10 protein-coding genes are annotated in these 14302 nt (G+C 72.2%); 6 read left to right on the top strand and 4 right to left on the bottom strand.

The annotated features are described in order from the left end of the window. The first annotated feature begins 262 nt into the window (after positions 1 to 262). Positions 263 to 703 (top strand): ATP-binding protein, encoded by a 441-nt coding sequence (locus KCH87_RS26765; RefSeq protein ID WP_210588807.1) that lies wholly within the window; start codon positions 263 to 265, stop codon positions 701 to 703. Between the two features lie 48 nt (positions 704 to 751). Beyond that, positions 752 to 1459, top strand: coding sequence for a class E sortase (locus KCH87_RS26760; RefSeq protein ID WP_210588806.1), 708 nt, complete (start codon positions 752 to 754; stop codon positions 1457 to 1459). 27 nt (positions 1460 to 1486) lie between these two features. On the opposite strand, the gene KCH87_RS26755 is transcribed toward KCH87_RS26760, so the two are convergent. The 3 genes from KCH87_RS26755 to erm form a co-directional block, all read right to left on the bottom strand. After that, positions 1487 to 1942: a (2Fe-2S)-binding protein gene (locus tag KCH87_RS26755; protein ID WP_210588805.1), complete on the bottom strand. Its 456-nt coding sequence runs from the start codon at positions 1940 to 1942 to the stop codon at positions 1487 to 1489. Positions 1943 to 1952: 10 nt separating this feature from the next. After that, the gene (locus KCH87_RS26750) at positions 1953 to 4025 is read right to left on the bottom strand and encodes a molybdopterin cofactor-binding domain-containing protein (protein ID WP_210588836.1); all 2073 of its coding nucleotides are present in this window, start codon (positions 4023 to 4025) and stop codon (positions 1953 to 1955) included. A 190-nt stretch (positions 4026 to 4215) separates the two neighbouring features. Further along, positions 4216 to 4998 (bottom strand): ErmE/ErmH/ErmO/ErmR family 23S rRNA (adenine(2058)-N(6))-methyltransferase, encoded by a 783-nt coding sequence (gene erm / locus KCH87_RS26745; protein WP_210588804.1) that lies wholly within the window; start codon positions 4996 to 4998, stop codon positions 4216 to 4218. Between the two features lie 358 nt (positions 4999 to 5356). On the opposite strand from erm, the gene KCH87_RS26740 reads away from it, so the two are divergent. Next, positions 5357 to 6877, top strand: a complete 1521-nt coding sequence (locus KCH87_RS26740) for a carboxylesterase/lipase family protein (RefSeq protein WP_210588803.1) — start codon at positions 5357 to 5359, stop codon at positions 6875 to 6877. A gap of 201 nt (positions 6878 to 7078) precedes the next feature. On the opposite strand, the gene KCH87_RS26735 is transcribed toward KCH87_RS26740, so the two are convergent. Continuing rightward, positions 7079 to 8527 (bottom strand): serine/threonine-protein kinase, encoded by a 1449-nt coding sequence (locus KCH87_RS26735; protein ID WP_210588835.1) that lies wholly within the window; start codon positions 8525 to 8527, stop codon positions 7079 to 7081. Between the two features lie 245 nt (positions 8528 to 8772). Between KCH87_RS26735 and KCH87_RS26730 the strand changes: the two genes are divergently transcribed. The 3 genes from KCH87_RS26730 to KCH87_RS26720 all read left to right on the top strand — a co-directional run bounded on the left by KCH87_RS26730 (position 8773) and on the right by KCH87_RS26720 (position 14302). After that, positions 8773 to 10365 (top strand): FAD-dependent oxidoreductase, encoded by a 1593-nt coding sequence (locus tag KCH87_RS26730; RefSeq protein ID WP_247196855.1) that lies wholly within the window; start codon positions 8773 to 8775, stop codon positions 10363 to 10365. Further along, positions 10362 to 11003 (top strand): Rid family hydrolase, encoded by a 642-nt coding sequence (locus KCH87_RS26725; RefSeq protein ID WP_210588801.1) that lies wholly within the window; start codon positions 10362 to 10364, stop codon positions 11001 to 11003. The genes KCH87_RS26730 and KCH87_RS26725 overlap by 4 nt, the downstream gene beginning before the upstream one ends. Before the next feature lie 116 nt (positions 11004 to 11119). Then, positions 11120 to 14302, top strand: a complete 3183-nt coding sequence (locus tag KCH87_RS26720; protein WP_210588800.1) for an amidohydrolase family protein — start codon at positions 11120 to 11122, stop codon at positions 14300 to 14302.

The following is a 14302-nucleotide window of genomic DNA, read 5'->3' as shown; positions in this document are numbered from 1 at the left end:
TCAGCCAGAGGGATACCGGCTTACTGAAATTATCAGGGAGTCGGTTGCAGCTTGAACTAGGGTGCGAGCATAGTTACTTGTGTGAACCGTCCCGCCACACGCGAGTCGCTTCCTCGCCGATCTCTCATGCCCCTCATGGGAGTTGGCACGCGCCGATACCCACGGCGCTGGGCCCGTCCGAACAGAACACCCCTCCCTCGCAGGCCTTTCGCTGACCTTCCTCCGCTCCTCGCGGCGACCGCCCCCCACGGAAGGCGAACCCGTGTCCCCCCACACGACCTCCTCCCCGTTGTCCTTAGACGCCTTCAGCCCGGACCGGACCCATTGGCTCGAACTTCCCGCGCAGCGTTCCAGCGTCGGAGTGGCCCGCCGCTCGATGAGCGCGCGACTGATCGCGTGGCAGCTGCCGGGCGAGCTCTGCGCGGACGCCCTCCTGCTGCTGTCCGAGCTGGCCACCAATGCCGTACGGCACACCCTCAGTACGCGCATCCTGTGCGGCATGGGCCTCGACACGGACAGGTGCCTCCGTGTCGAGGTGCACGACCGCAATCACCTGCGTCATGGTCTGCCCCCGTGCGACTCGGGCCCTGACGACGAGGGCGGCCGCGGACTGTTCCTCGTGGATCAGCTGGCCGAGGCCTGGGGAGTCGACCGGTCGAGACTCACCGGCGGCAACGCCGTGTGGGCGACCTTGAGGGGCTGAGCGGACGGCGGGAACACCTGACCGGCTCTCGTTCGTTCCGCGAGTGCCATGGCCCGTTCCCGAGCTCGTCCCGCCTTCCTGGCCGGCGTCGGTATCGCCGTGCTCCTCGGCTGCTCCGGCGGCGGGGGCACAACCGGCGAGCAGACGCGTGCCCGGGAATCGACGTCGCCTACGACAAAGTCGGCCGAACTCCCACTGGAATCCCCGTCGGCCCGGCCGACTCCCTCCAAGACCGGCAGCCCGCCTCGGACTGCCTGGCTGACCATTGAGGACATCGGCGTCGAGAGCCTGCGCGTCGTCCCGTACGAGGGGACGACGGACGACTGGCCGGGCACCCGGATCCAGAACCGCGGCTTCGCGGCAAGCCCGTACGGCGAGCAGGGCGGTGTCGGCCCCGGGGAGGTCGGCAACTACCTCGTCACGGCCCACCGCCTCTCCGTCGGCGGCCCACTGCGCCTGCTCCCGACCCTCCACGAGGGCGACCCGGTTGTCGTCACGTCGGGCGGAACGCGCTACGAGTACGAGATCACCGACACCAGGACCACCTCCTTCCGCTCCGCGCGCTCGCTCGCCGAGCAACGGGCAGCGGTGCCGGGCTTCCCGGGCGAGCGCCCCACCCAGGCCATGATCACCATCTCGACCTGTCTGACTCCCGAGGACAACGCCGCCGGAAACTACTGGCGCGACGACAGGGGCAACCCCGAACACCGCGTCGACAAGATCGGCGTGCTGACGTCCGCACAGTCGGCGGAGTGAGGATCGGTGCCCGTTCGGCGGCGCGGGTCAGTCCTTCGCGGCTGCCTTCTTGATCGCTTCGCGGATCCGGGAGTAGGTGCCGCAGCGGCAGACGTTCTCGATCCGGTCGATGTCGGCGTCGCTCGGGTGGGGCGTCCGCTCCAGCAGAGCGGCCGCGGCCATGATCTGGCCCGGCTGGCAGAAGCCGCACTGCGCCACGTCCACATCGAGCCAGGCCTGTTGGACGGGGTGCAGGGTGTCGCCGTCCGCCAGGCCCTCGATGGTGGTGACCTCGCGTCGCGCACAGTCGGCGACGGGGACGACACAGGGCTGGATCTCCGCGCCGTCGAGGTGGCTGGTGCAGGCACGGCAGACGCCGACACCGCAGCCGTACTTGGGGCCGGTGACGTCCAGCAGGTCGCGCAGCACCCACAGCAGCGGCATGTCGGCCGGTGCCTCGACGGTGACCGGCTCGCCGTTCAGGACGAAGGAGTAGGACGGCATCGGTACCTTCTCAGAAGTTGACCGGGAAGCGGCGGGGGCGGGTCCCGGTCGCGCGGGCGTAGGCGTTGGCGACAGCGCCGGCCGCGGCCGGGACACCGAGTTCGCCGGCTCCGCCGGGCTCCCGGCGGGAGGGCATGATGTGCGCCTCGAAGTGGAGTGGGGCGTGCTGCTGGCGGGCGTAGCGGAAGTCGGCGAAGCTGCCCTCGCGGACGGCGCCCCGGTCGATGTGCAGTCCGGCCTGGAGCACCGTGGAGATACCGTCGATCGCGGTGCCCATGAGCTGGGCCTCGAGACCGCGCGGGTTGACGGCCGTTCCGACGTCGGCCGCCATGACGACCTTGGTCACCCGGGGCTGCTTCGGATCGGTGGCGTCGATCTCGACCAGACAGGCCACGCAGGAGCCGTACTCCTCATGCACGGCCACGCCTTGCGCCCGGCCGGCCGGCAGGGCCCGGCCCCAGCTCCCGGCGGTCGCGACCTTGTCCAGTACGGCTTTGACGGCCTTGTTCCTGAGTGTCGTACGGCGGAAGGCGACCGGATCCTTGCCCAGGCTCCGGGCGACCTCGTCGACGACGATCTCCTCCGCGGTCCGCATCGTCCCCGAGTCCACGGAACGCCAGGCGCCCAGCGGCATCGCCAGCTCCACCGAGCCCGAATCCCCCGACACGCGCCCGAAGTTGTAGAGGCCGCTGTCACTGGGCAGCGGGGCCGCACCGCCCTGAGGGGTCAGCCCTTTCCCGTCGTACGACTCACTCACCGAAGCCGTCGCATGGGCGAACGCCACCACCCTGCCCCGCGCGTGGCTGGCCCGGATCCGGTGGTGGGACGCCGGGCGCATCCTGCCGTGCCGGGTGTCGTCGGTGCGGCTCCACATCAGCTTCACCGGCAGTCGGGCGGCCTTCGAGATCAGGGCAGCCTCGATCGCCACGTCGTCGTTGAGCCGCCGTCCGAACGACCCGCCGCCCCGCAGCACATGGACCTTCACCTTCGACGCCGGCACGCCCACGACCGAGGCGATGGTGTCCCGTGCGCCCATGGGCCCCTGGGACGAGAACCAGATCTCGGCCCGACCGGCACGCACGTCCGCCACCGCCGTCAGCACCTCCATCGGCGCATGACTGACGAAGGCGAACTCGAACTCGGCCGCCACCTGCGCCGATCCGCTCGGCGGTGCCCCGAGCGCGGGGACGGCGGCCCGCAGCCTGCTGCGGATCGCGGCGTCGGACAGCCGTGCCAGCGGGCCCGGAGCCCACTTGATCCGCAAAGCGTCCCTGGCCTTGAAGGCGTGGTGGAACGACTCCGCCACGACGGCGACACCGGTGCCGACCTTGACGACCTTCAGGACACCCGGCATCGCGCGTGCCGCCCGCGCGTCCACCGAGACGACCTTCCCGCCGAGGGTCGGCGGCCGGGCCACCACGGTCGGCTTCGCTCCGGCCACCGACAGGTCTCCGGTGTACTGCGCCCTGCCGGTGACGATGTCCCGTGCGTCGATGCGGGTCGTCGGCCGGCCGATGATCCGGTGCCGGGACGCCGGTTTCGGCTTGCTGGAGACACGCGGCCGGCGGATTCCGGCGGCGCTCGCGGTCAGCGACCCGAACGTGGCCGTACGTCCGTCCGGTGCGACGACCATGGTGTCCCGGGTGCGCAGGGTCCGCGCCGGGAGGCGCCACCGTACGGCGGCCGCGGTCACGAGGCGGGCGCGTGCGGTGGCCGCCAGTTGGCGTGCGGGGCCGTACAGCGAGCTGACCGAGTTCGAACCGCCGGTGAACTGGTTGCCCTTGGTGCGGGCGTCGGCGAGCGGGATGCGTACGTCCACCAGCCGGGCGTCCAGCTCCTCGGCGATCATCATGGCGACCGCGGTCGTGATGCCCTGGCCGACCTCGACGCGCGGCAGCCGTACGACCACCTTGTTCGCCTCGGTGACCTCCAGGACGAGCATCTCCTCGTCGGTGCCCCGCACGACGACGTCGGAAGCCCCGCGGGTGCCCTGAGCCGCCTTCTCGGCACCCTCCGCCGGCGGCGCGTCGCAGCCGAGGGGTGCCGCGACGGTCAGTGTGGACGCGGCGAGCGTGTAGACCATGAACCCGCGGCGGGACACCCCGCGCCGAGGCCGCGCGTCCTGGGACGCGGCACCCACGGTGGCAGACTCGATGCCGTCCAACGAACCACTCCTCTGTGTGCGTCGCCCTCTGCCTTCGTATAGAGGGTCCGGACCGCTTCGGGGTTGCATGCCACGGGAGTTCATGCCGCGGCCTGTGCGGCACCGGCGCTCAACCGGCCGCGAGGACCTCGTGCAGCCGCAGCCACTGCCCCGGTGACGCCTCGCCGACGAGCGTGCGCGGATCGAGGCGCGCGGCCCGGAACGCCGCGTCGACCCGGCGCCCGGGATGGGCGCGGCGCAACGAGGCGTGCAAGGAGCCGCCGACCCCCGAGAAGCCCAGCTCGACCAGGCGCGACCAGGAGCCGTACGCGTCCGGCGCGATCAGTGGGGTGCGGCGGCGCTCGATACGTACGACTCCGGCGTCGACCCCGGGCACCGGCCGGAACCGGGTTCGGGCGATGCGCCCGAGGAACCGCCACTCGTGGCGTGGCCAGCTCCGGATCGTCAGCAGGGTCCAACTCCCGTAGTCGCCGGTGCGTTTGCGCGCGTACTCGAGCTGGGTGAGGAGGGTGGCGTCCGTCAGCGCGGGGGCCCGCAGGCACCAGTCGACGACGTCCGCGGTACGGGAGAAGGGCACGTTCCCGGCGACGGAGAAGGGGGTACGCGGGGGCCGTGCGGCGAGGAAGTCGCCGCCGATGACGCGGACGTGAGGAGCGGTGTCGAACCGGGCACGCAGCCCCGGAACGAGCCGCGGGTCGATCTCGTAGGCGAGCAGCTCCCGGCAGCGGGGGGCGAGCGACGCGGTCAACGCGCCCTGTCCCGCGCCCACTTCGACGAGGAGGGTGTCCCGCCGCGGATGCGGGACGGTGAGCCGGGCGAGCCGGTCGGCGGTGGCGGGGTCGGCGAGAAAGTTCTGCGAAAGCGCGCGGGAAGCGCGGGTGGGGCGGGCCATGGCCTGCGGTCCTTGTCTTCCGTGAAGGGCATACGGGCAGACGAAGGCCCCGACCGGAGACAGGAGGGTGAGGAGAGGAGCGCCCTACGGTTCAACCGTCAGAGTGCGTGGTTCCCCGGGCCGGTCAGGGCACCAGGGGCGCGGCGCGGCCGCATGGCCTGCGCGCAGCCCCGGCCGAGACCGGAGTTGAAGTTCGCATTGATTCCCACGTGCAGCACGCTAGGCGGACCGGACGGGCGGGACAATTGGTTTTTGGCTGGGAGAGTGGTTCGTAGGGTGAAGTAGAGTTCACAGGAGCTCGCAGGAGCAGCCCGGCTGTGCTACCAGCCGGGCGCGACGGTCCGTCGAGGAGTCGGCTATGAGCAGTGGCGAGTTTCCGGAGGCCGTGACCGTGGCCGGTGCGGTCCGTGGCCGCCAGGAGGACGGTCTCGCGGTCTTCCGCTCCATCCCGTACGCGCAGCCGCCGGTGGGCGGGGCGCGGTTCGCCGCGCCGCGGCCGGCGGACCGCTGGGACGGCGTACGAGAGGCGTTCGCCTTCGGGCCGCCTCCTCCGCAGGAGCCGATGGGGCCCGAGCCCGTCCCTGCCGTCGGCCTCGCCGCGGGGGACGAGTGGCTGACGGTGAACGTCTGGACGCCGGACGCGGATCCCGGGGCGCGCCGGCCGGTGATGGTGTGGATCTACGGCGGCGCCTACAAGTTCGGCTCCGCCGACGACCCCGCCTACGACGGCAGCCGTCTCTCCCGCGACGGAGATCTCGTGGTGGTCACCCTCAACTACCGCGTCGGCATCGAGGGATTCCTCGAGATCGAGGGCGCGCCCGCCAACCGCGGTCTGCTGGACCAGGTCGCGGCCCTGGAGTGGGTGCGCGAGAACATCACCGCGTTCGGCGGAGATCCCGACCAGGTCACCGTCTTCGGCGAGTCGGCCGGTGCCGGATCCATCGCCGCACTCCTGAGCATGCCCCGGGCCAGGGGCCTGTTCCGGCGGGCGATCGCGCAGAGCGTGCCCGGCACCTTCTTCTCGGGCGCCCTCGCCCGCGACATCGCCGAGGCCCTGGCCGGTGAGCTCGGGCTGCGTCCGACGGTCGCCGACCTGTCCGGCGTGGACCCGCGCAAGCTGCCCGAGGCCGGAGCCGCGCTGAGTGCCCGGATGCGGGAGTACACGCACCGGTGGGGCGCGGTCGCCCTCACCCCCACGCCCTTCTCGCCCGTCGTCGACGGGGACGTCCTGCCGAGCACACCGTGGGACGCGCTGGCGAGCGGCGCCGCGCGCGACGTCGAGCTGATCGCCGGGCACAACCGGGACGAGTACCGCCTCTTCCTCCTGCTCGGCGGCGTGCTCGGGCGGGTCGACGAGGACCTGGCGTCGACGGCACTCGGCCTGTTCGGGCCGGGGCCGGACGCCGAGCAGGCGTACCGCAGCGCATTCCCGGACGCCTCCGCGGAGTACCTCTTCGAACTCGTCCAGTCCGACTGGCTGTTCCGCATGCCCTCGCTGCACCTCGTCCAGGCGCAGGTCGCGGGCGGTGGCCGGGCGCACCTGTACGAGCTGACCTGGCCGGCCCCGGCGAACGGCGGCGTCCTGGGCGCCTGCCACGGCCTCGACGTGCCGCTGACCTTCGGCTGCTACGGCGGCCTCGGCGACCTGCTCATCGGGCCCACCCCCTCGCCCGAGACCGAGGCCCTCTCCGCCCGCTTCCGCTCCGCGTGGACCACCTTCGCCGCCACGGGCGACCCGGGCTGGCCCGCGTACGACACCGAGCAGCGCCTCGTGCAGCTCATCGACGTCGACACGCAGGTCGCCACCTACCCGGAAGAGGCTTCCCGGCGCCTGTGGGAGCGGCACACGTTCGCCGCGCTGCCGTTGACGACGGCGTAACACCGATCCCCGTTCGGGCGCCGGACGCGGTTCAGCCGGTGGCGCGGGTGCAGCGCCCCGTCGGGCTTGTCGCCGGTGGTCGGCACTGGAGTGCGCAGTCGGCTGGGCTGGTGCTCAGGTAGCGGCCCATGCACCCGTTCGCCGTGGTGCGTCCGCGCTCGGCGCGGAAGGCCAGTGCCGTGTTCGGGCGTCGGACGCGGATCAGCCGGTGCCGCGAGTACAGCGCCCCGTCGGGTTCGTCGCGGGTGGTCGGCACTGGAGTGGGTAGTCGGCTGGGCTGGTGCTCAGGTAGCGGCCCATGCAGCCGTTCGCCGTGGTGCGCCCGCGCTCGGCGCAGAAGGCCAGTGCCGCGCGGCCGTCGGCGAACGGGCCCGGGGCGTAGATCACCCAGTAGCCCGGGCGGAGCGAGGCGTGGTCGTCGCTGCGGACGAAGACGGCCTCGGGTACGGACTCACGGATCTTTGCGAGGCGCTGATCGCGGGCCGCGGTGCCCGTGGAGAGCGGTTCGGAGTGGAGCTGGGCGATCCAACGGCCGTCCAAGGCCGGTGCGGAGGGCGATGCCGAGGGCGATTCGGACGGGGTCGGGGGAGTCGTGGCGGCGCCCGGTGCGGAGGACACGCTCTCGCTGGAGCCGCCCGCACCGCCGACGTGCTTCTTCTCGTCGCCGGTGTCACGCAGGGCGAGGGCGAGAGCGACGGCCGCGCCGACGGCCAGCACGGCGGTCACGGCGACGAGGACCGGCGTACGACGGCGGCCCGAATGCCCGGGGCGCGGGGTGTCCAGCTGTATGGGTGTCGCCACTGGGGTCGGAGTCGGCGTCGGCGTCGGTGAGGCGGTGAGCGTCGGCTGTGCCCAGAGCGGTGCGCCGCCGGACTCGACCTCCGCCAGCATCGCGTCCAGCTGCTCCGCGCGGGGGCGTGCCGCCGGGTCGCGTACCAGAAGGGACTGGAGCACGGGGGCGAGCGGGCCGGAGCGCACGGGCGGGGGGACCGGATCCTCGAGCACGGCGGCCAGCGTGGCGAGCGTGCTCGCGCGGCGCAGCGGACTCACCCCCTCCACGCACACATACAGGACCAGCCCCAGAGACCACAGGTCGGACGCCGGGTCGTTGTCACGCCCGCGGAGGCATTCGGGAGCGATGTACTCGGGTGAGCCGACGAACTCGCCCGTGGCCGTCAGCGCGGTGGCGCCTTGGAGAGCGGCGATGCCGAAGTCGGTGAGCACGGCCGTGCCGTCGGGGCCGAGCAGGATGTTCGCGGGTTTGACGTCCCGGTGCCGGATGCCGGCCGCGTGCGCCGTGCGCAGACCGGAGAGCACCTGACGGCCGATACGCGCCGCCTCCACCGGGCCCAACGGACCGTCGGCCAGTCGCTGTTGGAGCGACATGCCCGGCACCAGCTCCATCACGATCCACGGGTGCGGGTCCGCCTCGATGATCTGATGGACCGTCACCACATGCGGGCTGCTGAGCCGCGCCAGCGCCCTGGCCTCGCGCATGACCCGCTCGCGTACGACGGGAGAGGCCTCCGCGTCCGGGCGTACGGCCTTGAGGGCGACCTCGCGATGCAGCACAGTGTCCCGGGCCCGCCACACCGTGCCCATCCCTCCGCTGCCGAGCCGTCCGAGCAGCTCGAAGCGTCCGTCGACCATGTCCCCTGGTGCGTTCACCCGCACAGGTTAGGGCAGCGGCCGACTCCCGATCGCCTTCGGCCCGCTCGCAAGCTCATGCCACAGATACGTCATTGGTATGGCGCTGTAACACTCCTGTCGGAGGCTCATGGAGTTCCTCCGGTCTCAGCAACAACTCGCCCCCCATGTGACCGGGTTGATCGGACGACGTCGTGTCCGGATCGCGGGCGCGGGTTGGAGAGGACTGCATGGCGGACGAAAGATCCATGGCATCTCGGCGGGACCTGTTGCGTTCTGTGGGGATGGCCGGCGGCGCGGGGGTGCTCTACTCGGCGATGGGTGCGCTGGGCCTCGCGCCGGTGCCGGACGTACGCGCCGCGGAGTACCAAGCGCCTCGGAAGAGCGACTTCGCACTCAGCGGGCGCAGCGCGAAGAAGGTCCTGGTCCTCGGCGGCGGCATAGCCGGGCTGGCCACGGCGTACGAACTCGGCAAGGCGGGGTACGACTGCCGGATCCTGGAGGCGAAGGACCGGCCCGGCGGCCGCAACTGGACAGTGCGCGGCGGGACGACCCTGACCGATCTGGACGGTCGCAAGCAGACCGCGTCGTTCTCCAAGGGGCAGTACATGAACGCGGGGCCCGCTCGGCTGCCCCAGTCGCATGTCACGCTCGAGTACTGCCGTGAACTCGGCGTCCCCGTCGAGGTGTTCACCAACCAGAACGCCAACGCTTACATCCACCACGAGAACAGCGCCGCCCTCGCGGGACAGCCGATCCGCTGGCGCACCGCGAAGGCCGACGTCTACGGCTACGTCTCCGAACTCCTCGCCAAGGCCACCGACCAGGGCGCCCTGGACGCGCAGCTCACCACCTCCGACAAAGAGCAACTGATCGCCTTCCTTCAGAACTTCGGCGCCATCAAGGGCAAGGCGGACGGCTACGCCTACGCCGGCACCGACCGGCGTGGCTACTCCGTCGAGCCGGGGGCCGCGTTCGAGGAGGGCACGGTGCTGGGGCCGGTGCCTTCACTGTCGGACGTCATCGCGAGCGGCGTCGGACAGCGCTTCTCCTTCGAGTTCGGCTACGACCAGGCCATGCTCATGTTCCAGCCCGTGGGCGGCATGGACGCCATCCCGTACGCCCTGGCCGAGGCGATCGGGCGGGACCGGATCACCTACGGCGCCCAGGTGCTGGAGGTGAAGAACCTCGCGGACGGCGCCGACGTCACCTACCGGGACGCCCAGGGCCGCACCCGCACCCGGCACGCCGACTTCGTGGTCGCCGCCCTACCGCCCATGGTCATGGCCCGCATCACACACAACCTCGGTGCGGACGTCACCGCCGCACTGAAGTATCCGGTCGCGACACCCGTCGGCAAGATAGGCCTGGAGTACCGCAGCCGCTGGTGGGAGACCGACGAGCACATATACGGCGGCATCACGCCCACCGACACGGACCTGGCCACCATCTGGTACCCGTCCTACGGCCACTTCGGGCGCCGCGGCACCCTCATCGGCTACTACAACTTCGGCGCCAACGCCCTTGCGTACAGCGCCCTGCCGCACGAAGAACGCGTCGCGCGGGCGGTGAGCCGCGGGGTGAAGATCCACGGTGAGAAATACCGCACCGAACTCGACCGCTCCTTCAGCGTGGCCTGGCACCGCACCCCGTACATCGAGGCCGGCTGGGTGGGCTGGCCCTCGCAGAACGGCCCCGAGTACAAGCTCCTCAACCAGCCGGCGGGACACGTGTACTTCGCCGGCGACTGGCTCAGCCACGTCATCGCCTGGCAGCACGGCGCGTTCACCTCGGCCCGCAAGGTCGTGACCGACATCCACGAGAGGGCGATGGCCGCATGAACCGGCGTACGAAGGTCGTCATCGGTACGGCCCTGACCGCATCCCTCCTCACGGGCGGCACCGCGCTCGCCGACGCCCGGGGCTGGTGGCCCGGCTCGAAGGAGGTGCGCGTCATGCTGCCCGAGGGCCAGTCCAACCCGGCCATCGCGAACGGCGTGGCGATGGGCGGGGAGGTGGCCGTGTATCAGAGCAGCGGTCTCGGGCCCTCCGCGCTCAACCCCTCGGCGCCGCAAGGCACTCCGGAGTACTACACCGACCCGTCCCTCACCGAGGGCGCTGAAGGTGTCACGATCACCGAGGCACAGGCGCTCGTCGTGCTGCGCAACATCAGCACCAATCTGAAGGCCGCGGGGCTCACCCCGGCCGACGTCATCACGATGAAGTGTTACCTGATGAAGCCGCCCGGCACCGAGACCGCCGACTACGCGGGCTGGAACCGCGCCTACCGGCAGTATTTCGCCAACATCGACCTGACGACACATCAGGTCGTGCCGGTGCCCATGGGCACCTCCGCCCCGAAACCGCCGCTGCTCGCCAACAAGGCCCGCCCGGCGCGGGCCACGATGGAGGTCGCCTCCCTGGCGGTCAAGGGCTGGCTGGTGGAGGTCGAGGTCACCGCGGCGTACCGGAAACGCTGAAGGCCAGGATCAGTCGAGAAACGCCGGGGCGGGGTCCGTAACCGGACTCCGCCCCGTACGTTGCCACCAGCGATCCCTCCTGTCCGGCACACCAACTCCGTGCACTGGGAGCTCTTTTGGACACCGAAGGCACCTCGGACGCCCCCCGTTTCGGCCCCCTCTCCCGCCGTAGATTCCTCCAGGTCACCGCCACGGCCACGGCGCTCGCCACGGTCACGACGCCGGTCGCGGCCGCCTCCTCCTCCGGTACGACCACCCTCTCCTTCACGGCAGCCACCGGCGGCTCCGCGACCCTCGCCCCCTCCGGCGACCGGCTGATCGCCGAGGTGCAGAACGTTCTCTGGTCCGTCCCGCGCGACGGCGGCGCCGCCGTCGCGCTCACCCCGCCCGGTCTCGAACCCACGCGCCCGCAGTACTCGCCCGACGGCAGCCGCCTCGTCGTGTGTGCGTACCGGGGCGGCGGCTTCCACCTCTGGACGCTGCGGCCCGACGGCACCGAGCTGCGGCAGCTCACCGACGGGCCGTGGGACGACCGGGGTCCGGCCTGGTCGCCGGACGGCACCCGGATCGCGTTCGCCTCCGAGCGCGGCGGCGACACCGTGACCGGGTCCCCGTACCGCATCTGGATCGTGGACGTCCGCACCGGCGCGCTGACCCGGCTCACCGGGCGCCCCGGCCAGGAGGGTCCCGGACAGGACGCCCGCTGGGAGGACTTCGACCCCACGTGGTCGCCGGACGGTGAGCGGGTGCTGTTCGTACGCGCGGTCGTCACCGCGGCGGGCACCCTCAGTGCGACCACCGTCGCGTCGGTGACCGCCGACGGCTCGGGCCCGGTCACCATCGAGCACACCGACAACTCCGGTGCCCAGCTCATGACCCCCGCCGTCTCGCCCGCCGGACGCCTGGCCTACTTGCGCACCACTGCCGCGCCCGCGGCCTCCTGCACCCTGGTCGTGGACGGTGAGCCGGTCGCCGTCGAGGGCGACGTCCTTCCGGCACCGCCCCGTTGGGCGGAGGGCGAGCGGCTGCTCATCAACGTCGACGGCCACTTCCGACTGATCGACCCCAACACGCCCGGCGCCGGCGAGGAGATCCCCTTCACGGCCACGCTGCCCGTGGACCGGCCGCGCTACCGAGGCAAGGCGTACGACTTCGACGGCGCCGGCACCCGACCCGTCCGCGCGCTGCACCTGCCCGCCCTGTCCCCGGACGGCCGTACCGTCGCCTTCGCCGCGCTCAACGCGCTGTGGACCGCCGAAACCACGGGCGGCCGCGCACCCCGCAAGGTCCTTCAAGTCCCCGCCACCCGCTATGTGTTGGCGCCGACGTGGACGCCCGACGGAACCGCGCTGGTGTACGCCGACGACCGCGACGGCCTGTTCGCCGTACGGCGCCACGACCTCGGCTCCGGCGAGGTGACCGTGCTCGCCGAGGGCGGCCGGGTCTTCCCCGCCCTCTCGCCCGACGGCACCCGGCTGGCCTGCCTGGACATGTCCGGCAACCTCGTGGTGCGCGACCTGTCCGACGGCACCGAACGGGTCCTCGCCGCTGCGCTCGGATCGGGCGGGCTGCCCGGCCGCCCCAGTTGGTCGCCCGACGGCCGGTATCTGGCGCTGTGCGACCGCAACCGCCTCAACCAGCGCTTCCGCGAGGGCTACAACCTCATCCGAGTCGTCGACACGACCACCCGCACCGCCGCCCTGCACGCCCTCGCCCCGCACACGTCGCTCTCCGACCGCTACGACTCCGGGCCCGTCTGGTCCCCGGACGGCCGCTGGATGGCCGTGGTCGTCGAGTCGGCGCTGTGGCTGCTGCCGGTCCGGGGCGACGGCACCCCCGACGGCGAGCCCCGCCCGCTCACCACCGAACCCGCCGACCACCCGTCCTGGTCCGCCGATTCCCGCACCCTGCTGTACCTCTCCGCGGGCACGCTGCGCCTGATCGACATCGGAAGCGGCAAGGCACGTACCGTCCGGGTCCCGCTCGACTACCGCCGACCGCTCCCCGCCGACACGGTCGTGCGCGCGGGCCGCCTCTGGGACGGCACCGGGTCGGAGGTCCGCGAGGACATCGATGTCGTGGTCCGCGACGGCCGTATCGCGGAGGTCTCCGCCCACCGCAGCGGCCGCCCGGCCGCACGCCACATCGACGCGAGCGACCGCACCGTGATCCCGGGACTGTGGGACGCGCACACCCACCCCTGGCAGAGCACCTACGGCGGCCGCCAGACCGCGCTCCAGGTCGCCTACGGCGTCACGACGGCCGTCTCGCTGGGCGGCTTCGCCTACGAGCAGGCCCGCCTCCGGGAGGCGGTCGCCGCCGGTGCCCTCGCCGGACCCCGGCTGCTGACCACCGGCGAACTGCTGGACGGCGCACGCGTCGCCTACAGCATGGGCCGCGCCCACCGCACTCCCGAGGGCCTGCGCCGCTCACTGGAGCGCGGGGCCGCGCTGGACTGGGACTTCGTGAAGACGTACGTACGGGCCCCGGGCTGGGTGATGAAAGAGGCCGCCGACTTCGGGCACGACCGGCTCGGGGTGCGCAGCGGCAGCCATCTGTGCAGCCCGGGAGTGCAGCTGGGCCAGGATCTGACGACCCATCTCCAGGCCACGCAGCGCCTGGAGTTCGGGCACGCGACCTCCGCCTCCGGGCGTGCCTACCAGGATGTCGTGGAGATCTACACCCGTGCCGGCTTCCATCTCGTCGCCACCCCGTTCACGGCGATTGCCCTGCTGGGCGCCGACCCCGCGCTCGCGGACGACCCGCGGGTCACCGCGCTGATGCCGCCCTGGGACACCGCGATGGTCCGGCAGCAGGCCGGGCTGCCGCCCACCGACGCCCAACTGGCAACGCTGTCCAGGGAGATGGACGTCTACCGGCGGATCCTGGCGGGCGGCGGGCTGATCGCGCTCGGCACGGACCAGCCGCTCGTCCCGGTCGGGCTGCACCTGCACCTGGCCCTGCGCGCACTGCACCGCGCCGGCCTCTCACCCGCCGAGGCGCTGCGTACCGCAACCCTGCTGCCCGCGAGGGTCTTCGGCGCCGACGCCGATCTGGGCACGGTGGAGGAGGGCAAGCTCGCCGACCTCACCTTCGTCGACGGCGACCCGTTCACCGACTTCGCCACCATGATCCGCACGGTGGCGGTCCTGCGCGGCGGGGTGCACTTCGCGCAGGCGGACCTGGTCGACGCCTTCGACTCCGCGCAGCCGTACGGCGCGTCTGCTGCGCAGGACTGGCTGGAGGTCAGTCGCCGTATGCGGCGCGAAGGGTGTTGCGATCCGGAGAGCGGGGCCTGA

The organism is Streptomyces sp. GESEQ-35, from assembly GCF_017948485.1.
Taxonomy (GTDB): Bacteria; Actinomycetota; Actinomycetes; order Streptomycetales; family Streptomycetaceae; genus Streptomyces.
This window is presented reverse-complemented; position numbering and strand designations above follow the sequence as displayed.

What these genes read in the sequence shown, in the direction of transcription:
- KCH87_RS26755 (WP_210588805.1), bottom strand. Translation starts at nt 1,942, where the DNA reads ATGCCGTCCTACTCCTTCGTCCTGAACGGCGAGCCGGTCACCGTCGAG.
- KCH87_RS26750 (WP_210588836.1), bottom strand. Translation starts at nt 4,025, where the DNA reads ATGGTCTACACGCTCGCCGCGTCCACACTGACCGTCGCGGCACCCCTC.
- KCH87_RS26740 (WP_210588803.1), top strand. Translation starts at nt 5,357, where the DNA reads ATGAGCAGTGGCGAGTTTCCGGAGGCCGTGACCGTGGCCGGTGCGGTC.
- KCH87_RS26730 (WP_247196855.1), top strand. Translation starts at nt 8,773, where the DNA reads ATGGCATCTCGGCGGGACCTGTTGCGTTCTGTGGGGATGGCCGGCGGC.
- KCH87_RS26735 (WP_210588835.1), bottom strand. Translation starts at nt 8,527, where the DNA reads ATGGTCGACGGACGCTTCGAGCTGCTCGGACGGCTCGGCAGCGGAGGG.
- KCH87_RS26725 (WP_210588801.1), top strand. Translation starts at nt 10,362, where the DNA reads ATGAACCGGCGTACGAAGGTCGTCATCGGTACGGCCCTGACCGCATCC.
- erm (WP_210588804.1), bottom strand. Translation starts at nt 4,998, where the DNA reads ATGGCCCGCCCCACCCGCGCTTCCCGCGCGCTTTCGCAGAACTTTCTC.
- KCH87_RS26760 (WP_210588806.1), top strand. Translation starts at nt 752, where the DNA reads ATGGCCCGTTCCCGAGCTCGTCCCGCCTTCCTGGCCGGCGTCGGTATC.